This window comes from Pseudomonas sp. Leaf58, from assembly GCF_003627215.1.
Lineage (GTDB): Bacteria > Pseudomonadota > Gammaproteobacteria > Pseudomonadales > Pseudomonadaceae > Aquipseudomonas.
In genome coordinates, this window is the sequence record NZ_CP032677.1 from 886,310 (window position 1) to 907,658 (window position 21,349).

Consider the following 21,349-nt stretch of genomic DNA (forward strand, 5'->3'; position numbering starts at 1 on the left):
CGTTGGCCGCAGGGCATACTGGTGCCCTGTTCACGGCGTTTTCAGGATCTGCCTCATGCAATTGGACCGTGCCACCGGCTGGTTCCACGGAATCGGAATCACCCACTGCCCCTCGCCGAACTTCAATGCCCGCCCCGAAGGCGAATCGATTTCCCTGCTGGTGATCCACAACATCAGCCTGCCGCCGGCGTGCTTCGGCACTGGCAAGGTGCAGCAGTTTTTCCAGAATTGCCTGGACCCTGACGAACACCCGTACTTCGCCAGCATCAACCACCTGACGGTATCGGCGCACCTGTTCGTCGAGCGTGACGGTGCGGTGACCCAGTTCGTTTCGTTGCTTGACCGCGCCTGGCACGCGGGTGTGTCCTGCTTCGACGGGCGCGATGGCTGCAACGACTTTTCTATCGGGATCGAACTGGAAGGCACCGACGAGCTGCCCTATACCGATGCCCAGTACTCGGTGCTGGAGCAACTCACTCGGCACATCTGCAGGGCCTGGCCGGCCATCGATGTGGGCCGCATCCAAGGCCATAGCGACATTGCCCCGCAGCGCAAGACCGACCCCGGCCCGGCTTTCGACTGGCCGCGCTACCGCCAAGCGCTGCAGCACAACGAGGACAAGGCATGAGTTTTCTGGTGTTGTTGCTGGCGCTGTGGGTCGAGAAGTTCTCGGCGCTGCGCCACCAAGTGCAGCGCGATGGGTTTTTCCTGGGCGAACTGGTGCGCCTGGAGCGCAGTGGCAAGGTGCAGCCGTGGTGGACGCTGGCCATCCTGGTAATGGCACCGGTAGCGCTGCTGGTGTTGCTGCTGCATGTGCTGGACCCGGTGGCGTATGGCCTGCTGGCCTTGCCGGTGCACCTGCTGGTGCTGATTTATAGCCTGGGCCGCGGTGATGCCAAGGCTTCGCTGGGGCCGTTCCGTGATGCCTGGCGGCGGGGTGATGACCAGGCTGCGCTGCACGTGGCCGAGCGCGATCTGGGGCTGGTGGCTGACGATCCGCACAGCCTGCTGGTACGGGTGCAGGGCAACTTGCTATGGCAGGTGTACCAAGGCTTTTTCGCGGTGATCTTCTGGTACTTCATGCTAGGCCCAGGTGCAGCGCTGGCCTATCGCCTGCTGGCGCTGTGTGGCGAGCACAGCAAGCAACCGGCGTTGAAGGCCCGTGCCGAGCAGTTGCGGCACATCATGGACTGGCTGCCGGTGCGTGTACTGGCCTTGAGTTTTGCCCTTGTCGGCAACTTCCTCGCGGTCACTCGGGTGATGCTGCACGAGCTGCTCAACTGGCACATCAGCGCCGCGCACCTGGTGGCCAGGGTCGGGCGCATTGCCGATGACATTCCCGAGGAAGAAGACAGCCAGCGCGGGCTGGGGCGGCTGGACAGCCTGTGGGAGCTGCTGCTGCGCTGTGCGGTGCTGTGGTATGCCGGGTTTGCGTTGTGGACGGTGCTGGTCTGAACTGACGCGTTGGCTTCTTCGCGGGCTTGCCCGCGAAAGGCCCATACAGGCAACAGAGCGCTCAGTTACCAGCCAAACACCTGGCAAGCATTGCGGCTGCTGGCATCAGCCAGCGCCGTGACCTCCACCCCCATCACTTCCGCCAGCGCCCCGGCAATCTCTGGCAGATGTTCCGGGCTGTTCCTTACCCCTGGGTACATCACCGGTGCCATGTCCGGCGCGTCGGTCTCCAGCACCACGCTGTCCAGCGGTAGCCGCGCCAAGGTTTTGCGCAGCCGCAGCGCCTGCGGCCAGGTAGCCGCGCCGCCCAGCCCTAGCCGAAAGCCCAGCTTGATGTACTCGCGGGCTTCCTCGTAACTGCCAGCAAAGGCATGAATCACCCCTGCGCGCACCGGCTGGTAACGCTTGAGCGTGGCGATCACTTGGGCATGGCTGCGGCGCACGTGCAGCAGGGCGGGCAGTTGGAAGTCGCAGGCCATTTGCAGTTGCGCTTCAAACAGGTCCTGCTGGCGAGCTTTGTCCAGGTCTTCGAGGTAGTAGTCCAGGCCGAACTCGCCCACCGCGCACAGGCGTGGGTCGCCGTGCAGGCGCTCCAGCCACTCACGCAACTGCGCCAGGTGCTGCGGGCGATGCTGGTCGAGGTAGATCGGGTGCAGACCAAGCGCGGCAAACAGGCGCTGATCAGCGCAGGCCAAATCCCACACCCGCTGGAAATTCGCCTGGTACACCCCCAGCACCACCATCCGCGCCACCCCGCGCGCCGTCGCGTTGGCCAGCAGGCGCGGGCGGTCGGCGTCGAAGTCGGGGAAGTCGAGGTGGGTGTGGGTGTCGATCAGGCGCATGTTCAGGCCGCTGTGATGCGTTGCTTGAACGTTCGACCAACGGCGTGCACGCCAGGTTGGTAGCGTTGTTCTTCAATCGCGGCCAGCGCCAGTTCCAGGGCGGTGGCGGCAATCAAGCCATGTTGCTGGGCCATGGCATTGACCGGCAGCGGCAGGAAGTCGAGCAATTGGTTGTCACCGAAGGTGCCCAGTTGCAGCTGGCGCGCGTCGGCCGGGCATGCCTGCAAGGTGTCGAACACCCCTTGCAGCAGCACGTACGAGGTAGTCACCAGGGCATCCGGCAGGCCGCCCAAGTCGTCGATCAGCTGCTGCATCAGGTGCTGGCCGCATTCACGGCTGAACGCTTCGCCTTGGTAGCGGCGAACTTCGCCGGTATAGCCTTGCAGGGCTTCATCGAAGCCGCCGGCACGCGCCTGGCTGACCGACAACTCCGGGCGTGCGCCGATCAGGGCAATGCTGCGCGGGGCTGCGCTGAGCAGGCTGGCAGCCAGTTGGCGGCTGGCGTCGCGGTCGTCGCTGATCACCGAGCAGAAGTGCGCAGGGTCCAGACGACGGTCGATGGCGATCACCGGCAGGCCTTTGTCCTGCAGTTCGCGGTAGCTGTCATCTTCTGGCGGCAGGCAGCTGGCGACAAACAGCGCATCGCAACGGCGGGCGCGGAACAACTGCTGCAACTGGCGCTCGCTGTCGGGCTGGTCGTCGCTGCTGGCGATCAGCAACTGATAGCCGCGAGCGCGGGCGCCTTGCTCCAACTGTTTGGCGATACGGGCGTAGCTGGGGTTCTCCAGATCCGGGAGAATGAAGCCCAGGGTGCGGGTATGCCGGCTGCGCAGGCCAGCGGCCTGGGGGTTGGGCGTGAAGCCGTGGGCATCGACTACCGCGCGCACCCGCTCGACAGTGCTGTTGCTGATGCGCTGCTGTTCAGCCTTGCCATTGATGACGTAGCTGGCAGTGGTCACGGACACACCGGCCAGACGGGCGATATCGCTGAGTTTCACCGAATTTTCCTTATTATTACCGGGGCTGGCTGTGAGGCCGGACCGGGTAGTTTGACCCGATGGGGGCGCCACGCGCAGACGACCATTGTCGCAATTGTCCGACAGGATGGGGCTTTTTCCTCGGCAGATTATCGAGTAACGTGGCCGTCTGGTCAGGTTAAACGTTTCAGCTGCCGAATTTTCTGCCTCGGCTGCCACCCGTGCAAGGCTGTTGAACTGGCCGTTCATGTGAATTTCACAACAATACTCCAGTACCCAACCGGGAACTGCAAAAGGAGAAGGTCATGCTCGAGCTCGCCAAGGAGCAGATAGCCATGGGCCAGAAGGCCGCCGACAAGGCCGAGGCATTGGGCCTACTGGCCGACCGGCTGGTCGCTGACGGCTTGGTCGCCGAGGGGTACCTGCAAGGGCTGCAGGCCCGTGAGGCGCAAGGCTCTACCTTCCTTGGCCAGGGCATTGCCATCCCCCATGGCACGCCGCAGACCCGCGACCTGGTGTACGCCACCGGCGTGCGCCTGCTGCAGTTCCCGGAAGGCGTGGACTGGGGCGATGGGCAAATGGTCTACCTGGCCATCGGCATCGCCGCCCGCTCCGACGAGCACCTGCGCCTGCTGCAATTGCTAACCCGTGCCCTGGGCGAGACCGACCTGGCCGAAGCACTGCGCCGCGCGGGGTCCGCCGAGGCGTTGCTGAAGCTGTTGCAGGGCGCGCCACAAGAACTGGCGCTGGATGCGCAATTGGTCGGCTTGAACCTGCCAGCCGATGATTTCGACGAACTGGCCTGGCGCGGCGCGCGCCTGTTGCAGCGGGCCGACTGCGTCGACAGCGGGTTTGCTGCGCTGCTGCAGCAGGCCGAGCCGCTGCCGCTGGGCGAGGGCCTGTGGTGGCTGCACAGCGAGCGCCAGGTGCGCCAGCCCGGCCTGGCCTTCATTACCCCGCAGCAGCCGCTGCGTTACCGCGAGCAGCCGCTCAACGGCCTGTTCTGCCTGGCCAGCCTCGGGGCTGCCCACCAGGCCTTGCTCGAACGTTTGTGCGAAGTGTTGATCGAAGGCCGCGGGCAGATGCTCTACCAGGCCACCAGCAGCCGTGCGGTACTTGAAGTGCTAGGCGGTGAGGCACCGGTGGACTGGCCCAGCGCACGTATCGTGCTGGCCAACCCGCATGGCTTGCATGCCCGCCCGGCCAAGGTGCTGGCGCAACTGGCCAAAGGCTTCGAGGGGGAAATCCGTGTACGGCTGGTCGACAGTGCACAGCCGGCGGTGTCGGTAAAGAGCTTGAGCAAGCTGCTCAGCCTCGGCGCCCGCCGTGGCCAGGCGCTGGAACTGCTGGCCGAGCCTAGCATCGCCGCTGATGCCTTGCCGGTGCTGCTGGCCGCCATCGAACAAGGCCTGGGTGAAGACGTGGAGCCGCTGCCACAGGCTGCCGGGGCTGTGGCCGATACCGCGGCCGAAGTGCGGCAAGCCCCCGAGGCCGGTAGCCGCATCCAGGGTGTGGGCGCCTCCCCAGGTATTGCCAGCGGCCCGGCGCATGTGTGCGTCGAGCGTGAGTTCGACTACCCCCTGCGTGGCGAGTCCTGCGCCCAGGAGCGGCACAAGCTGCGTGCAGCCATGGCGACGGTGAATGGCGAGCTGCAGGCCTTGGTCCAGCGCAGCGACAAGGCCATTGGCGAAATCTTCGTCACCCACCAGGAAATGCTCGCCGACCCAGCCCTGAGCGACGATGTCGAACAGCGCTTGGTCCAAGGTGAAAGCGCTGCGGCGGCGTGGATGGTGGTGATCGAGGCGGCAGCCCGCCAGCAGGAGTCGCTGCACGACGCCTTGCTGGCCGAACGCGCCGCCGACCTGCGTGACATCGGCCGCCGGGTGCTGGCGCAGCTGTGTGGTGTGCAGGCGCAGGTAGAGCCCGAGCAACCTTATGTGTTGGTGATGACCGAAGTCGGCCCGTCCGATGTCGCCCGGCTGGACCCGAGCCGGGTTGCCGGTATCGTTACCGCGCAGGGCGGTGCCACCGCCCACAGCGCCATTGTCGCGCGTGCTCTGGGCATCCCGGCGGTAGTTGGCGCGGGCGCGGCGATTCTGTTGCTGGAGGCCGGTACGCCGTTGCTGCTCGATGGCCAGCGCGGGGTGGTCAGCGTGTCGCCGCCAGCAGATGAACTGCAACGGGCATTGGCCGAACGAGACCTGCGCGAGCAACGTTTACAGGCCGCCTGGGCCAATCGTTTCGAACCGGCGGTTACCCGCGATGGCCATGCTGTGGAAGTATTCGCCAACATTGGTGAGAGCAAGGGTATCGCCAAGGTGGTGGAGCAGGGCGCCGAAGGCGTCGGCCTGCTGCGCACCGAGCTGATTTTCATGGCCCACCCGCAAGCCCCGGACGTGGTCACCCAGGAAGCCGAGTACCGCCGTGTGCTCGATGGCCTCGATGGGCGCCCGCTGGTGGTACGCACCCTCGATGTGGGCGGCGACAAGCCGCTGCCGTATTGGCCAATCGCCGCCGAGGAAAACCCGTTTCTCGGCGTGCGCGGCATCCGCCTGACCCTGCAGCGTCCGCAGGTGATGGAGGACCAACTGCGCGCCTTGCTGCGCGCAGCTGACCAACGCCCGCTGCGCATCATGTTCCCAATGGTTGGCCAAGTGCACGAGTGGCGTGAGGCGCGTGCCATGGTCGAGCGTTTGCGCGCCGAGATCCCGGTAGCCGATTTGCAACTGGGCATCATGGTCGAAGTACCGTCGGCGGCCCTGCTGGCGCCACAACTGGCGCGTGAAGTGGACTTCTTCAGCATCGGTACCAACGACCTGACCCAGTACACCCTGGCCATCGACCGTGGCCACCCGAGCCTTTCGGCCCAGGCCGATGGCCTGCACCCGGCGGTGCTCAACCTGATCGACATGACCGTGCGCGCCGCCCATGCCCATGGCAAGTGGGTGGGGGTGTGCGGTGAACTGGCTGCTGATCCGCAGGCGGTGGCTGTGCTGCTTGGCCTGGACGTGGACGAACTCAGCGTCGCCGCGCGCAGCATTGCCGAAGTCAAGGCCCTGGTCCGCCAGGCCGATCACCAGACGGCCCGCGCCCTGGCGCGCGAGGCCCTGCAACAGGACAGCGCCGCGGCGGTTCGCGCGCTGGTGGAGCGTTATTGAATGGCCAAGATCCTCACCCTTACCCTGAACCCTGCGCTGGATATCACCATTGGCCTGGATACCCTGCGCCCAGGGCAGGTCAACCGCAGCCAGGCACAACACAGCCACGCCGCCGGCAAGGGGCTTAACGTTGCCCAGGTACTGGCCGACCTTGGGCACAGCGTGACCGTTGCTGGCTTCCTGGGGCGCGATAACCTGCAGCCGTTCGAGGCCCTGATCAGCGCGCGCGGCTTTGCCGACTGCTTTGTCCGGGTGCCCGGCGAAACCCGCAGCAACATCAAGTTGGTCGAGGCCGATGGCCGGGTTACCGACATCAATGGCCAGGGCCCGCAAGTCGATGAAGCGGCACGCAGTGCCTTACTGCGCCGCCTGGAGCAGATTGCCCCAGGCCACGATGCGGTGGTGGTGGCCGGTAGCCTGCCGCGCGGGATCAGTGCTGAGTGGTTCCGCCAGTTGCTCGAGCAACTCAAGGCGCAAGGCCTGAAGGTAGCCCTGGACAGCAGCGGCGAAGCCCTGCGTGCCGGCCTGCAAAGTGCGCCCTGGCTGGTCAAGCCCAATACCGAAGAGCTGTGCGAGGTGCTTGGCCTAGCGGTGGATAACCCCGCGCAGCAGCGTGCCGCTGCCCAGCGCCTGTTGGCCAGTGGCGTCGAACACGTGGTGGTGTCGGCGGGCGAGCAGGGTGTCAGTTGGTTCGCTCGCGACCTGGCCGTGCATGCCCGCCCGCCCAAGGTGCAGGTTGCCAGCACGGTGGGGGCGGGTGATTCGCTGGTGGCCGGCATGGTCCATGGCTTGCTGCAAGGCGAAGCCCCTGCGCAAACCTTGGCCCGGGCCACCGCCATCGCTGCCCAGGCCGTTACCCAAGTTGGGTTCGGCATCCGTGACCGCGAGCAACTGGCGCGTCTGCAAGCCGCTGTGCAACTGACAGAACAACAAGAGGGTTGCCGATGAACATTGCCATTGTCACCGCCTGCCCCAACGGCCAGGTGTCGAGCGTGCTGAGCGCGCGTTTGCTGTCCGCCGCCGCCCAGCGGCGTGGCTGGAGCACCAGCGTCGAGGTGCAGGACGCCGGGCACCCTGAGCGGCAACTGAGCGCCGCGCAAGTCGCCGAGGCCGACTGGGTACTGGTGGTTAGCACCGGCCCGGTGGACCTGGCCCGCTTCGTTGGCAAGCGCGTGTACCAGAGCACACCGTCCCAGGCATTGGCTGACCGTGAGGGCTTCCTTGATGAAGCGGCAGCCAGCGCCCAACTGCTGGCAGCAGTGCCCGATAGCCCGGCCGCAGCGGGCAGTGCAGGTGCACGCATCGTCGCGGTCACAGCTTGCCCGACCGGCGTCGCACACACCTTCATGGCTGCGGAAGCCTTGCAGCAGGCCGCACAACAGTTGGGCTACCAGCTCACTGTGGAAACGCAGGGCTCGGTCGGTGCCCGCAACCCCTTGTCTGCCGAGGCCATTGCTGACGCCGATGTGGTGCTGCTGGCTGCAGACATCGAAGTGCCCACCGCGCGTTTCGCCGGCAAGCGTATTTACCGCTGTGGCACCGGCATCGCCCTCAAGCAGGCGCGTGCCACGCTGGACAAGGCCCTGGTCGAAGCCAAAGTGGAAAGCAGCGCGGATGCCGCAGCGGCGACCACGCCGGCAAAGGGCGAAAAAACCGGGGTGTACAAGCACCTGCTCACCGGCGTGTCGTTCATGCTGCCGATGGTGGTGGCCGGCGGCCTGCTGATTGCCCTGTCGTTCGTGTTCGGCATTGAAGCTTATAAACAGCCGGGCACCCTGCCGGCGGCGTTGATGCAGATTGGCGGTGAGGCCGCCTTCAAGCTGATGGTGCCGTTGCTGGCGGGTTATATCGCCTGGTCTATCGCCGACCGCCCGGGGCTGGCACCCGGCATGATCGGCGGCCTACTGGCCAGCACCCTGGGCGCAGGCTTCATCGGCGGTATCGTCGCCGGCTTTCTCGCTGGCTACAGTGCCAAGGCCATTGCCCGTTGGGCACGCCTACCCAGCAGCCTGGAGGCGCTCAAGCCAATCCTGATCATCCCGTTGCTGGCTAGCCTGTTTACCGGCCTGGTGATGATTTACGTGGTTGGCCAGCCGGTGGCGGCGATGCTTGAAGGCCTCACGCACTTTCTCGACAGCATGGGCACGACCAACGCCATTTTGCTCGGCCTGTTGCTGGGCGGCATGATGTGCGTCGACCTCGGCGGGCCGATCAACAAGGCGGCCTATGCCTTCTCGGTGGGGCTACTGGCCTCGTCGAGCTATGCGCCGATGGCGGCGACCATGGCTGCCGGCATGGTGCCGCCCATTGGCCTGGGCATCGCCACTTTCCTGGCCCGGCGCAAGTTCGCCCAAAGCGAGCGCGAAGCCGGCAAGGCAGCGTTGGCGCTGGGGTTGTGCTTTATCTCCGAAGGGGCGATCCCGTTTGCCGCCAAGGACCCGCTGCGGGTGATCCCTGCCAGTATTGCGGGTGGTGCGCTGACCGGGGCCTTGTCGATGTACTTCGGCTGCAAACTGATGGCGCCGCATGGCGGCTTGTTCGTGCTGCTGATCCCCAATGCGATCAACCATGCGCTGCTGTACCTGCTGGCGATTGTGGCGGGCAGCTTGCTGACGGCGGTGGTGTATGCGCTGATCAAGAAGAGCGAGCGGGTGGAGCTGGCGGTGGCGCCGGTGAAGGGCTAGAGCCCTCGGTGAGCTTCAGTGGCCTCTTCGCGGGTAAACCCGCTCCTACAGGTTACTGCACAGTGTTGGTTTGCGGTTTTACCTTGAAGAGGCCGGTCCAGGCTAGCGCCGATGCTTCTGCCGCAATGGCACCAGTAGATCACCCAGCCCGTTGTGATCGATCTCGAGCATTAACGCTAACAACCCGCCCAGCTCGCCGGTCGGGAACCCCTTGCGCGCGAACCATGCCAGGTAGTCCCCTGGCAGGTCGGCAATGATCCGCCCCTGATACTTGCCAAACGGCATGGTGCGGGTCACCAGCAGTTCGAGGGTTTCCGCTTTCATTTTCGGCGCACCTGGCAATGGAAAAGCGCCGACCATACTGCAATCTGCACGAGCACCCAAGCGGCAATCATGCAGAACGCCGTTATCAAATTGCCCTTAGTGTATTTTAACTAATTGATTTTTAACGAATTTATAAACAGGCAAAGCTTGGCACGAACGCTGCTCCCTTACAGATGACTATCACCTGCCAAGGAGTTCGTACCATGAGCAACCCCAATAAAGACGTGATCGACGTGCTCAACGACCTGATTGAGTACAGCAAGGATGGCGAGAAAGGCTTCAAGGCCTCGGCCGATGATGTGAAAAACCCTGAACTGAAAGCGTTCTTCGTGCAGCGCGCAGGTGAGTGCGCCAGCGCTGCGGGTGAACTGCAAAGCGAAGTGCGCCGCCTGGGCGGCGACCCGGAAACCTCCACCAGCATCAGCGGTGACCTGCATCGCGGTTGGGTCAACCTCAAGGCAATGGTCACCGGCAAGGATGAGGAGGCAGTGTTGAACGAGGTGGAGCGGGGCGAGGACCACGCCCTCAAGGCCTACAAGGAAGCCCGTGAGAAACTTGTGAAACTGGGCCGTACCGCCAGCGACCATACCTACAACCTGGTGGAAAACCAGCTGCAAGGTGTGCAGCGTAACCATGACCAGGTCCGGGCCCTGCGCAACGCTGCCCGCGCCCGCTCTTAGTAGGTAGGCCCCTCTACCCGGTTACGGCCATTGGCCTTGGCCCGATAGAGCGCTTCATCTGCGGCTCCCAGCACGCTCGCCAGGTCGTGCTGGGAGCCCGACAGGCCAATACCGATGCTCACCGTCACCGCATGGGTGTCATCGGCGAAGGGGGCCAATGCCTCGACACTGGCGCGGATACGCTCGGCCAACAGCCGGGCGCCGGCCAGGTCGGTTTCCGGTAGCACCACCTGGAACTCCTCACCGCCATAACGTGCCGCCAAATCCGCAGGGCGGCGAATGCACGCCTCGATGGTCTTGGCTACTTCGCGCAAGGCATGGTCGCCACCGGCGTGGCCGTGGCGCTGGTTGAACGCCTTGAAATGGTCGACATCCACCATCAACACCGCCAACGGTTTGCGGTTGCGTTGGGCGCGGGCCCATTCCTGGCGCAACACCTGGTCCAGGCGCCGACGGTTGGCCAGGCCGGTCAGGCTGTCGGTGGCGGCCAGCGCCGCCAAGCCTTGTTCGGCTTCTTGCCGGCGGCGCAATTCGCGGCCCAGCAGCAAGGTCAGCCATAGAATACCCACGCACAGTACCCCGGTGGCGACGCTGACCAGGATCGCAGTACGGCGCCAAGACTGGAAAACCTCGTCGGCCGAGTGTGCCACCAGCACGATCAGCGGCAACTGCGGGACCCGGGCAAAGGTGTATATGCGCTGTTTCGCGCTGCTGCCCGAGCGGGCAGTGAAGCTGCCGCTCTGTTCGCTGAGAATGCGCTTGAAATTGGGCCGATCGGCGTAATTGGTGCCAATCAGCGGATCCTGTGTGCGTGATGGCTGGCGCGCGAGCAATTGGCCGTCGGTGTTAAGCAGGTTAATACTGCTGTCGTCGCCAATGTCCAAGCGCTGAAACAGTTCGCTGAAGTACGACAGCCGCAGCGCACCCGCAGCCAGGCCGGCAAACTCGCCATTGGGGCCGGAGATACGCCGGGTGAAACTGATACACCAGTCCAGGTCGCCAAGCTTGGCCTTGAACGGTGGGCCCACCAGCAAACCGAGGTGGGCATTGCGCTGGTGTGCCTGGAACACTCCAGTGTCGGCGAAGTTGGCTTTGCGCGGCACGCTGCTAGTGGAGTCGCCCACTACATTGCCGAGTTTGTCCAGCCACAGCACATCACCGCGCTTGCGGTCGACGAAGGCTTCGTTGAATAGCAGGCGTTGGCGCAGCGGGCCGGGGATTTCCGGCAGCTCCTTGCGCCCGACCGCCCAGATCAGGCCCTGCAGGGACTGGTCATAGAGTTCGACGTTGCGCAGGATGTCACTTTCGATCAGCTGGACAATGTTGTTGGACGACCGAATGGCCGACAGCTCGACGCTGTCGCGCTCACGGGCCAGCAGGTAGCTGACAATCGTCACGATGGCGAGCACGGCAAGGCAACTGCCCAGGTTGAGAGCCAGTTCGGGGTGTGACCTGTGGAATGCGAAACGCGGGGATTGGGTGGGCATGCTCGCTACTAAGTGGGCAGGGCCATTCGCGGCGGCGATATTCTAGGGAAGTGGGGATTGTCGGACAAGATTTGTCCGACGGAATCACGGGTTTATCACCTTTGCACTGCTTGTGTAGGCGCGGCTTGGTGTCGCAATGGGCCGCAAAGCGGCCCGCAAACCAGGCTCAGAACACGTTTAGTGGGTAGTCGACGATCACCCGCAGTTCATCGTTGTCGCTGTTGCTGTCGATTGATGCATAACCCTGGCTGCCACGGTGGGCGGCATAGCGCACCAGCACCGACAGGTCCTTGAGGTCACCTTCCTGGAACACGTACTTCACATCCAGGTCGCGTTCCCAGTGCGTGGCGTTCTTGCCATCGGCACGGTAGTAATCGTAGTGCGTGGTGTCCTGCGTGGCCTTGGTCAGGTCCGCCTCACCGCGCGAGTACGACAGCGATGTGCTTAGGCCCGGCACGCCCACGCCGGCGAAGTCATAGTTGTACTGCAGCTTCCACGACCGCTCGTTGGGGGCGTTGAAGTCCGAATACATGCGCGAGTTGTCCAGGTAGATGCTGTCGCCCAGGTTGATGTAGTCGAACGGCGTGTTGCCATTGACCCGCTGGTAAGCGGCGGTGACGCTGTGGAACCCGGCGTTGACGGTGAAGTGCAGGCTGTAGGTGTTGTTGTCGATCTTGCCCAGCAGGGCCTGGCCGGTGTCCTGGGTGTGATAGAAGTGCACGCCCGGGTTAAGGCTGACCAGGTCGTTGACCACGTAGGTGTAGTCGAAGTCAGCGTAGTACTGGTTCCAGATGTCCTTCAGCTCGGCCGCGTACAGGTTGGCGGTGATGTTCGGGGTACCGCTCCACGACGCGCCGGCCCAGTTCAGGTGCTTGCTCTTGTCGTGTTCGTCCAGCGAGCCGTAGTAAGTGTCGATGCGGCGGTGGCCGCTCTGGTTGTAGGGCTTGGTGAAACTCACCTGACCGCCCTCGAGCAGCAGGCCGTCGATGCTGGCGTTGGTCAGGCTCACACCCCGGAAGGTTTGCGGCAGCATGCGGGACTCACCGCCGGCGATCACCGGGTTGGTGAGGAACAGGTCACCGGCTTTGAGCTCGGTGTCGAAGGCCTTGAGCTTGACGGCGGCACCGGCAGTGGAGAACGCGTGTGGCGCTGCCCCCAGCTCGCCGTCGTCCTTGATGTGCTCGGGCAGGATGCTGGTGCCAGCATGGCCGCCACCGCCGTCGAGCTTCAAGCCCAGCATGGCATGGGCGTCCAGGCCAACGCCGACTACGCCCGGGGTGTACCCGGATTCGAAACGTGCAACCGCGCCCTGGCCCCATTCGCGGGTGTCGCGCACGCCGGCGTTGTGGTTGTCGCGGTTGAAGTAGGCATTACGAAAATGCAGGTTGAAGGACGAGCCTTCGATGAAGCCATCAGCCTTGTCTTCATCTGCCTGGGCGGCGAAAGAGATCGTTGCAGTAAATGCAATGAAAAGCGGGGTGAAACGAAACGCGGAAGGCACCGGTACTAGCTCCTTTGGTCTGACGGTGGGGCAGTTTTTATTTTTCAATGTGCGTCTTTTTAGAGGTGTACGTTGCAGCGGGGCTGATAGTTAAAGCACATAAAAAAAGCCGCTGATCGGCAGCGGCTTTAAAAGGCTAACATATCGGCACCGAGGGTGCCCATTGCCTAGCCAAGGGAAAACGGGAGCAGCGACAATGCTTGATCAGCTGTCGGCGTTGGCATCGACAGAGACTTTGGAAGCGGTCTGTTTCGCGTCTTGCGTGGCGTCAGCCTTCTGTGCGGCGACGGCGTTGCGGGCGTCTTGATGGACCGCGGCGAACTCGGCATTACGGGTGACGAAAGCTTGCGATTCTTCGGCCATGGCCAGGGGCGACAACAACAGGGAAGACAGGACGAAGACGCTGGCAATACCCATACTGTTGGACATTTGAAACTACCTTCTTGCGGTGCAAGTGCTAATGAGGACGGGGGTAAAGTTAGTCCTTTCCCTGCACTTGAAACAGAGCGAAGTGCGATAAGCACTGTTGCGCAAAAGGTAATGATCCATAGAAAAGCAATAGAACTTTCGCCGCAAACCCTTATGTTAGACAGCCCGCGCCTGCGTTTGCGGTTGCGCGGCAGTCAGCTATGAGCCGGCAGGCTGATTCCGAAGGTATTGGCCCCCGCCGCACTGCGCACGAACACCTCCCCGCCATGCATCACGGCAATCGCCTTGACGATCGCCAGGCCCAACCCATGGTTACCTCCACCACTGTTGCTGCGCGCTACATCCACCCGGTAGAAGCGCTCGAACAGCAAAGGCAGGTGCTCATCGTCAATTGCCGGCCCGGGGTTGCTGACGGCGATGCTGACCTGTTCCGGCCCGGCGTCGATCTGCACGTGGATTACCTGGTGCGGCGCAGTGTGCTGCACCGCGTTGTTCAACAGGTTGATCAGTGCCCGGCGCAACTGCGCTTTTTCGATGGGCGCTTGGGCGTCGCCGCTCACGCACACGCTGACCTGCGCGTCTTCGAGAATGTAGTCCAGGTAATCCAGGGTGGTCGCCACCTCTTCGGCCAGCGAGGCCTGAGTCAGGGCAGTGGCCTTGCTGCCCTGGTCGGCACTGGCCAGGAACAGCATGTCGTTGATGATACTGCGCAGGCGCTCCAGCTCTTCCAGGTTCGATTGCAGCACTTCGAAGTAGTGCTCGGCACTGCGCCCGCGGGTCAGCGCCACTTGGGTTTGGCCGATCAGGTTGGTCAGCGGCGAGCGCAGTTCGTGGGCGACATCGGCGTTGAACGCCTCCAGCCTTGAGTAGGCCTGGCTGACCCGGTCGAGCGCGGCGTTGAAGGCGCCGGCGAACTGCGCCAGTTCCGGGGCCAGGGCCTGGGTTTGCAGGCGCCCATCCAGGCGCGGCGGGGCCAGGGCCTGGGCTTCGGTGGACAACGCCAGCAGTGGGCGTAGGCCGATGCGCGCCACCCAGTAACCCAGCAGCGAGGCCAGCAGCACACCGAGCACCGCCAACCCGACAATCGCCACCAGCAGGCTGTGTTGGGCCTGCCAGAAGGTTTCGGTGTCAATGCCGATCAGAAAGCGCAGTGGCGGCCGCTCGCCCAGCGCTGGCAGCGCGCTGACCAGCACTTTGTACGGGTAGGGGCGGTCGGGCAGGCGCAGGTCGTGCATGCCTTGTGCACCTTCGGCGAACGCACGCACCAACTGGCTGGGGTGGCCGTATTCATAAGCCGGGTCGCTGCTGACCACCCAGAAGCGTATGCGTTTGTCCTCTTCGCTGAGCAGGTTGAGCTTGTTGCTGATCTTGGCCCAGTGCTCCGGCGTACCGAAGCGGTTGAGGGTGGACTCGAGCACGCTGAAGCGTGCGTCCAGCTCAGCCTGCGGCAGCAGGTCGAGGCTGCGCTCGACCTGGCGGTACAGCGCCGAGCCGATCAGCAGGAATACGCCCAGCGCCACCAGAATGAACAGCGCCGACAAACGCAGCGCGATGGAATTACCCCGCGCGGTTTTCCAGGACATAGCCCATGCCTCGGATGGTGTGCAGCAGCTTGTTGTCAAACGGCCCGTCCAGCTTGGCGCGCAGGCGCTTGATTGCCACTTCGACGACGTTGGCGTCACTGTCGAAGTTGATGTCCCAAACCAGCTCGGCAATCGCCGTCTTCGACAAAATTTCGCCCTGCCGGCGGGCCAGTACGCTTAGTAGCGAGAACTCCTTGGCAGTCAGCTCCAGGCGCTGGCCGGCACGGCTGGCCTTGCGTGCTATCAGGTCGATCCACAGGTCACCAACCTGCACCTGCAGCGGTTCATGGCTGTTGCTACGGCGGGTCAGGGCCTGCAGGCGGGCGACCAGCTCGAGGAAGGAGAATGGTTTGCCCAGGTAGTCGTCGGCACCCTCGCGCAGGCCATGAATGCGGTCTTCGACCCGTTCGCGGGCGGTCAGCATGATCACCGGTGTCTGCTTGCGCGCGCGCAAGGCGCGCAGCACGCCATAACCGTCCAGGCCGGGTAGCATCACATCCAGCACGACAACCGCGTAGTCACCCTCTAGCGCCAGGTGCAGGCCATCGACGCCGTCCCGCGCCAGGTCGACGGTAAAACCCTGTTCGCTCAGGCCGCGATGCAGGTAGTCGGCGGTTTTCTCTTCGTCTTCGATGATCAGCACGCGCATGGTCTTGTCCTAATGGGCACTGGGCGCCGCCGCCCGGGCGGCCTGGCGGCGGTGGAACAGGCGCTCCAGGGCCAAGTATATGACCGGGGTGGTGAACAGCGTCAGCGCCTGGCTCACCAGCAGGCCACCAACCACGGCGATGCCCAGTGGCTGGCGCAGTTCGGCGCCGGTGCCGAAGCCGAACATCAGCGGCACTGCGCCAAGCAAGGCGGCCAGGGTGGTCATGATGATCGGCCGGAAGCGCGTCAGGCAGGCCTGATGAATGGCCTGTTCCGGGGTCAGGCCCTGACGGCGCTGGGCGTCGAGGGCGAAATCGATCAGCAGGATGCCGTTCTTTTTGACGATGCCAATCAACAGCACCACGCCGATGAGCCCCATGATGCTGAAGTCCTGGCCCATGGCCCACAGCAAAATCAGCGCACCGAGGCCTGCTGACGGCAGGGTGGAGATGATCGTCAGCGGGTGGACGAAGCTTTCGTACAGCACCCCCAGGATGATATAGACCGCCACCAGCGCGGCCAGGATCAACCACGGTTGGCTCGACAGCGAACTCTGGAAGGCTTGCGCCGCACCCTGGAAGTTGCCGCTGATGGCGTCGGGCATGCCCAGCTCGCGCTGGGTGCGCTCAAGGATGCTCAGTGCATCACCCAGGGCCACCCCGGGTGCCAGGTTGAACGACAGGTTGGCCGCCGGGAACAGGCCGTCGTGGCTGATCGACAGGGGGCCGGTGCTGGGCGGCGCCACGTGGGCCACTGCCGACAGCGGCACCATTTGGTTGGTCAGCGGTGAGCGCAGGTAAAAGTAGTTGAGGCTTTCGGCTTTGCCGCGCTGACGGGCGTCCAGTTCGAGGATCACCTTGTATTGGTTGGTCTCGGTCTGGAATTCGCTGATCTGCCGCTGGCCAAAGGCGTCGTACAGCGCTTGGTCGACGTCGTTGGTTGTCAGGCCAAAACGTGCTGCGGCCTGGCGGTCAATGTCGATGCGGGTGACGCTGGCGCCCAATTGCAGGTCGTTGGACAAATCGCGCAGCGCCGGGTTTTCGCGCAGGCGGTCGGTCAGGCGCTGGGTCCACAGGTTCAGCGCCACGCCGTCGTTGCTTTTCAATACGTACTGGTACTGAGTGCGCGACGGGCCAGAGCTGAGGTTGATGTCCTGGCCGGCGCGCATGTACAGGACGATGCCCGGCACCTGGGCCAGTTTCGGCCGCAGCTGGTCAATCAGTTCGCTGGCTGACACATCGCGCTCGCCACGTGGCTTGAGGGCGATCCAGAAGCGGCCGTTGGCGATGGTCTGGTTGCTGCCGGTGACGCCCACCGAATGGGAGAACGCACGCACCGCTGGGTCGGCCTCGATGATCTTGGCCAGCGCCTGGTGCTTGTCGATCATCGACGGGTACGACACATCCGCCGCCGCTTCGCTGGTGCCGAGGATAAAACCGGTGTCCTGCAGCGGGAAGAAGCCCTTAGGGATAGCCACGTAACCGGCCACCGCCAGGGCTAGGGTCAAGCCGAACACGCCGAGGGTCAGGCGCTGGTGGGCGAGGGCGTGGTCCAGGCCCTTTTCGTAGCACGTGACCAGGCGTTCTCCGAAGCCGCCCTTGGGCTGCGCCGGTGGGCGGCGCATGAACAGCGCGCACAGGGTGGGCGCCAGGGTCAGCGAAACCACCACCGAAACCAGGATGGTGGCAGTGGCGGTGAGGGCGAACTCCTTGAACAGCCGACCGACTACGCCGCCCATGAACAGCAGCGGGATGAACGCGGCGATCAGCGAGAAACTGATCGACACCACGGTGAAGCCAATTTCCCCGGCACCCTTGAGCGCCGCCGTGCGGCTGTCGTCGCCGGCCTCCAGGTGGCGGTGAATGTTCTCTACCACCACGATGGCGTCGTCGACCACGAAGCCCACCGAGATGACGATGGCCACCAGGGTCAGGTTGTTCAGGCTGAAGCCGAAGAGGTACATCAGCGCGCAACTGGCGATCAGCGACACGCCGAGTACGCTGGACACCACCATGGTCGCCGACCATTGGCGCAGGAACAGCGCCATCACCCCGATCACCAAGGCCACGGCAATCATCAGGGTCAGCTCCACTTCGTGCAACGAGGCGCGGATGGTTTGGGTGCGGTCTTGCAGCACCGACACCTCGACCGAGGCCGGGAGCATTTCCTGCAACTTGGGCAGGGCGGCCAGTACCCGGTCAACGGTATCGACGATGTTGGCGCCAGGCTGGCGAAACACAACCAGGTTAAGCCCTGGCTGGTCGCCGGACCAGGCCTTGACGTAGGCGTTTTCGGCACCGTTGATCACCTTGGCCACGTCCTTGAGGTGCACGGGGGCGCCGTCGCGGTACGAGACAATCAGCTGGGCGTAGTCCTCGGGGTGGAACAACTGGTCGTTGGCGGCGAGGGTCGACACGCTGTGCTCGCCGTACAGCGCGCCCTTGGCCAGGTTCAGGCTGGTCTGCTGGATGGCCACGCGCAGGTCAGCCAAGGTCAGGCCGATGGCTGCCAGTTTTTCTGGTTGCGCCTGCACGCGGATCGCCGGGCGCAGTTGCCCAGTGATGTTGATTAGGCCAACCCCGTCGATTTGGCTCAGTTGGCGGGCCAGCAGGGTTTCGGCGTAGTCGCTGAGGTCGTTGCCGGGCATCTGCTTGGAGCTGACCGTCAGCACCAGCACCGGGCTGTCGGCCGGGTTGACCTTGCGCCACGTTGGCGGGTTGGGCAGGTCTTGTGGCAGGCGAGCGGTGGCGGTGTTGATCGCCGCTTGCACTTCCTGGGCGGCAGTGTCGATGTTCTTGTCGAGGGTGAACTGCAGAATCAACGTGGTTGAGCCCAGCGCGCTGCTGCTGGTCATCTGGGTCATGCCGGGGATGGCGCTGAACTGCACTTCCAACGGTGTGGCCACTGACGAGGCCATGGTTTCCGGGCTGGCCCCTGGCAACTGAGCGGTGACCTGGATGGTGGGAAAGTCTGCTTCAGGCAGCGGTGCCACCGGCAGGCGCGGGAACGCGATAGCCCCCAGCAGCACCAGGGCGAAGGTTAGCAACAGGGTGGCGATGGGGTGGTCGATGCACCAGGCCGAAACACCGTTGCGTGTATTCATGGCTGGCTCCGGCGGTCGGCCATTTCCGATGGCGCGGGGGCGTCGGGGGCCACCTCCACCCGCGACCCGGGCTTGAGCCGCGACTGGCCGTCGAGCACCAGGCGCTCGCCCGGTTTGACCCCGGCAATGACGGTCAGCCCGCTGTCCTGGTACAACACCTTGACCGCTACGCTGGTGACCTTGTCGCCGTCCAAACGGTAGACAAAGTGCCCGTCGACGCCGCGTTGTACCACCGGGGGCGGCACCACCAAGGCGTTTTCTGCCACGGCCGTGAGCAGGCGAACAGTGACCAACTGGCCCGGCCACAGGTGGCCGTCTTTGTTGTCGAACTCCGCCTTGACCCGCACGGTGCCGGTGGTGGCGGAGATCTGGTTGTCGATTAGCGCTAGGTGGCCCTCGCCCAGCAGGCTGCGCTCGCCGTCGGCATCCATGTAGGCCTGCACCTGTGCGGGGGTGGGCGCCTTCAGCAGGTTCTGCAGGGTCGGCAGCATCTGCTGCGGCAAGGCAAATTCGACGGCGATCGGGTCGATTTGGGTGACGCTGAACAGGCTGCGGGTATCGCTGCTGCGTATCAGGTTGCCGGGGTCAATGTTGCGGATGCCCACCCGGCCGGTCACCGGCGAGCGGATTTGCGTGTACGACAGTTGCACCTCGGCATTGGCGATGGCCGCCTGGTTGCCCTTGACCGTGGCCTGCAAGCGGTTGACCAGGGCCTGTTGCTGGTCGAGGGTCTGCTTCGACACGCCGTTGTCGGTGCTCAGCAGGCGGTAGCGCTGCAGGTCGACATTGGCCACCTGAATTTGCGCTTGGCTCTGGCCAAGTTCGGCGCGGGCCTGGTCGAGGCTGGCGCGGATGGCGCGGTCGTCGAGGGTGGCCAGCAGGTCGCCTTCTTTCACCCACTGGCCTTCCTTGACCAGCACCTGGGTCAGCACGCCCTCCACTTGTGGGCGTACCTCGACGCTGTGCAGCGACAGCACCGCACCGATGGCGCTGGCATAGCGCGGCACGTCTTGTTGCGCGACGCTGACCACGCGCACCGGGATGGCAGTTTGCGCGCGCGCGGCAGGCGCGGGCTGGTGCTGGCCGAACCAGATGCCCGCTACCGCCAGGGCCAGAAGCGCCAGGGCGGCGAGGGTGACAGAGCGGGGCGGACGTCGCATCGGTGCGGGCACCTTGGCCAGAGGGGAGGGGCGCGGTTGTCAATATTCAGCTTATAACCCCTGAAGCGGGTCGGCTGCGTGACCGCTGGCTGACAGCCGTGTCAGTTTCGGGCGTTTGCAGGTGGTTGTCTTGAGTTTTTCTGGGGCTGCGAGGTCGAGCGCCACCCGGGCGGCGCTCGACCTCGCAGCCCCAGAACAATTCAAGGCAAGCCGTGGCTTCCCTAGAAACCGATGAAAGCGTAATACACCGGGGGTTCGCGGGTGGTACGCAAGCCATGCCCGTGCAAACTCGCCACCAGCGCCTCATCCTCCACATGCAAGGTCCACTGTGCGCCGTCATCACCCGGCACCTGCGCCAGGGCCCCAGCAAACGCGCCCATATCTGGCAGGTAGGCAGTAAAGCCATTGCCCTTGAGCGCACTGGTGGTCATACCCAGCGCTTGGCACACCGCCACCTTGGCGGCGATGTCATCCCGATCGGCCTGGCGCGAAGCCTGTACCAGCGCCTGCAGTTCGGCATCGACCAGTTGCGTGCCATGAATCAGTTGCGGACCCTGCTGCCAGGCCTCAGGCGGGCAGTCCTTGTTGCCTGGCCGCAGCGGAATATGCGGGTTGATTTCCACCGGATAGATGCGGCAGACCAAGGGGCGCTGGTCATAGATGGTGCACAGGTCGTTGTCATCGAGGTTGCGGCAGCGCCCGGGGTTGAATGCGGCAAAGGTCACTGACACCCGCGCTTGGCCATCGCCGCAGGCCACCGCCTGGGAACGGCGCAGCACATGGTCGCGCTGCTCCGGTGGCATGCCCGGGCCATCGGCGACGAACGCTTCGATCAGCACCACCACCTGGCCGGCGGCGTCCGCCCAGCGGCGTGCTTCGGCCAGGGTCAAGGGAACGTGGTGGCCGGTGCAGCATTTGCCACAGCCGGTACAAGCGAAACGCAAATTGTCGCTCACTTGGCTTCCGGGCTCCATTCGCTGACGAAGGCGCGCTGCTGCTGGCGGTCGTACAGGCACAGCTCGGTGCCGGTGCGTTGCTGCATGTGTTTCTGTGGGTAGACGCCTTCGATCAGGAGGGCGCTGATGCCCAGCTGGTCATCGAATTCGGCAGGCTTGCCGCGGGCGTGGGCGTCCTTGAACTGGCTGGCGGCCAGGCAGGCCTTGAGCATCTGTTGGCGCTGCTCGTTCCAGGCCTGGCTGCTGGAGGCCTGGGCGATGCCGCTGAAGAGGGCGCAGGCGATCAGGATAGAGCTGAAAAACTTCATACGCGGTTCCGGCAGATTGCTTGCGAAGGGCGCGAATTATGCCCGACTCGACCC

Annotated in this window: 18 protein-coding genes; 6 read left to right on the forward strand and 12 right to left on the reverse strand. The window is 64.3% G+C overall.

Features of this window, described 5'->3' with window-relative positions:
• Positions 1–55 precede the first annotated feature (55 nt).
• Both ampD and ampE read left to right on the forward strand, forming a co-directional pair.
• Positions 56–628, forward strand: coding sequence for a 1,6-anhydro-N-acetylmuramyl-L-alanine amidase AmpD (ampD, locus tag DV532_RS04130; RefSeq protein ID WP_056795637.1), 573 nt, complete (start codon positions 56–58; stop codon positions 626–628).
• Positions 625–1,455: a regulatory signaling modulator protein AmpE gene (ampE, locus tag DV532_RS04135; protein ID WP_056795639.1), complete on the forward strand. Its 831-nt coding sequence runs from the start codon at positions 625–627 to the stop codon at positions 1,453–1,455. The genes ampD and ampE overlap by 4 nt, the downstream gene beginning before the upstream one ends.
• A gap of 65 nt (positions 1,456–1,520) precedes the next feature.
• Here ampE and DV532_RS04140 read toward each other — a convergent pair whose 3' ends face one another.
• Entirely contained in the window at positions 1,521–2,297 is a 777-nt protein-coding gene (locus DV532_RS04140) for a TatD family hydrolase (protein ID WP_056795642.1), read from the reverse strand.
• Positions 2,298–2,299: 2 nt separating this feature from the next.
• Positions 2,300–3,295 (reverse strand): catabolite repressor/activator, encoded by a 996-nt coding sequence (gene cra, locus DV532_RS04145; RefSeq protein ID WP_056795645.1) that lies wholly within the window; start codon positions 3,293–3,295, stop codon positions 2,300–2,302.
• A gap of 284 nt (positions 3,296–3,579) precedes the next feature.
• Between cra and ptsP the strand changes: the two genes are divergently transcribed.
• From ptsP to DV532_RS04160, 3 genes are read left to right on the forward strand one after another with little or no spacing between them, the layout of a single operon-like run.
• Complete coding sequence (ptsP, locus tag DV532_RS04150; protein WP_056795648.1) at positions 3,580–6,432, forward strand: phosphoenolpyruvate--protein phosphotransferase; 2,853 nt, start codon at positions 3,580–3,582, stop codon at positions 6,430–6,432.
• Positions 6,433–7,380 carry a 1-phosphofructokinase gene (pfkB, locus tag DV532_RS04155; RefSeq protein WP_056795650.1) on the forward strand — a complete coding sequence of 316 codons (948 nt, stop codon included), beginning with the start codon at positions 6,433–6,435 and terminating at the stop codon, positions 7,378–7,380.
• Complete coding sequence (locus tag DV532_RS04160; protein WP_056795653.1) at positions 7,377–9,116, forward strand: PTS fructose-like transporter subunit IIB; 1,740 nt, start codon at positions 7,377–7,379, stop codon at positions 9,114–9,116. The genes pfkB and DV532_RS04160 overlap by 4 nt, the downstream gene beginning before the upstream one ends.
• A 102-nt stretch (positions 9,117–9,218) precedes the next feature.
• On the opposite strand, the gene DV532_RS04165 is transcribed toward DV532_RS04160, so the two are convergent.
• A complete protein-coding gene (locus tag DV532_RS04165; RefSeq protein ID WP_056795656.1) occupies positions 9,219–9,440 on the reverse strand; it encodes a DUF3820 family protein in 222 nt (73 codons plus the stop codon).
• Between the two features lie 203 nt (positions 9,441–9,643).
• On the opposite strand from DV532_RS04165, the gene DV532_RS04170 reads away from it, so the two are divergent.
• Positions 9,644–10,120, forward strand: coding sequence for a PA2169 family four-helix-bundle protein (locus tag DV532_RS04170; RefSeq protein ID WP_056795659.1), 477 nt, complete (start codon positions 9,644–9,646; stop codon positions 10,118–10,120).
• Here the strand turns inward: DV532_RS04170 and DV532_RS04175 are convergent.
• The 9 genes from DV532_RS04175 to DV532_RS04215 all read right to left on the reverse strand — a co-directional run bounded on the left by DV532_RS04175 (position 10,117) and on the right by DV532_RS04215 (position 21,295).
• Complete coding sequence (locus DV532_RS04175) at positions 10,117–11,607, reverse strand: sensor domain-containing diguanylate cyclase (RefSeq protein WP_056795661.1); 1,491 nt, start codon at positions 11,605–11,607, stop codon at positions 10,117–10,119. The two genes, DV532_RS04170 and DV532_RS04175, sit on opposite strands and share 4 nt — an antisense overlap.
• Positions 11,608–11,773: 166 nt before the next feature.
• Entirely contained in the window at positions 11,774–13,108 is a 1,335-nt protein-coding gene (locus DV532_RS04180; protein ID WP_056795663.1) for an OprD family porin, read from the reverse strand.
• A 204-nt stretch (positions 13,109–13,312) separates the two neighbouring features.
• The gene (locus DV532_RS04185; RefSeq protein WP_056795666.1) at positions 13,313–13,537 is read right to left on the reverse strand and encodes a hypothetical protein; all 225 of its coding nucleotides are present in this window, start codon (positions 13,535–13,537) and stop codon (positions 13,313–13,315) included.
• A 194-nt stretch (positions 13,538–13,731) separates the two neighbouring features.
• Complete coding sequence (locus DV532_RS04190) at positions 13,732–15,120, reverse strand: heavy metal sensor histidine kinase (protein ID WP_056795667.1); 1,389 nt, start codon at positions 15,118–15,120, stop codon at positions 13,732–13,734.
• A complete protein-coding gene (locus tag DV532_RS04195; RefSeq protein ID WP_056795670.1) occupies positions 15,095–15,769 on the reverse strand; it encodes a heavy metal response regulator transcription factor in 675 nt (224 codons plus the stop codon). Before DV532_RS04195 ends, DV532_RS04190 begins: the two co-directional genes overlap by 26 nt.
• Positions 15,770–15,778: 9 nt before the next feature.
• Positions 15,779–18,871, reverse strand: a complete 3,093-nt coding sequence (locus DV532_RS04200) for a multidrug efflux RND transporter permease subunit (RefSeq protein ID WP_056795672.1) — start codon at positions 18,869–18,871, stop codon at positions 15,779–15,781.
• Entirely contained in the window at positions 18,868–20,031 is a 1,164-nt protein-coding gene (locus tag DV532_RS04205; protein ID WP_056795675.1) for an efflux RND transporter periplasmic adaptor subunit, read from the reverse strand. Before DV532_RS04205 ends, DV532_RS04200 begins: the two co-directional genes overlap by 4 nt.
• Positions 20,032–20,252: 221 nt before the next feature.
• Entirely contained in the window at positions 20,253–20,987 is a 735-nt protein-coding gene (locus DV532_RS04210) for a YkgJ family cysteine cluster protein (RefSeq protein ID WP_056795678.1), read from the reverse strand.
• Positions 20,984–21,295, reverse strand: coding sequence for a hypothetical protein (locus DV532_RS04215; protein WP_056795679.1), 312 nt, complete (start codon positions 21,293–21,295; stop codon positions 20,984–20,986). The genes DV532_RS04210 and DV532_RS04215 overlap by 4 nt, the downstream gene beginning before the upstream one ends.
• Between the last annotated feature and the right edge of the window lie 54 nt (positions 21,296–21,349).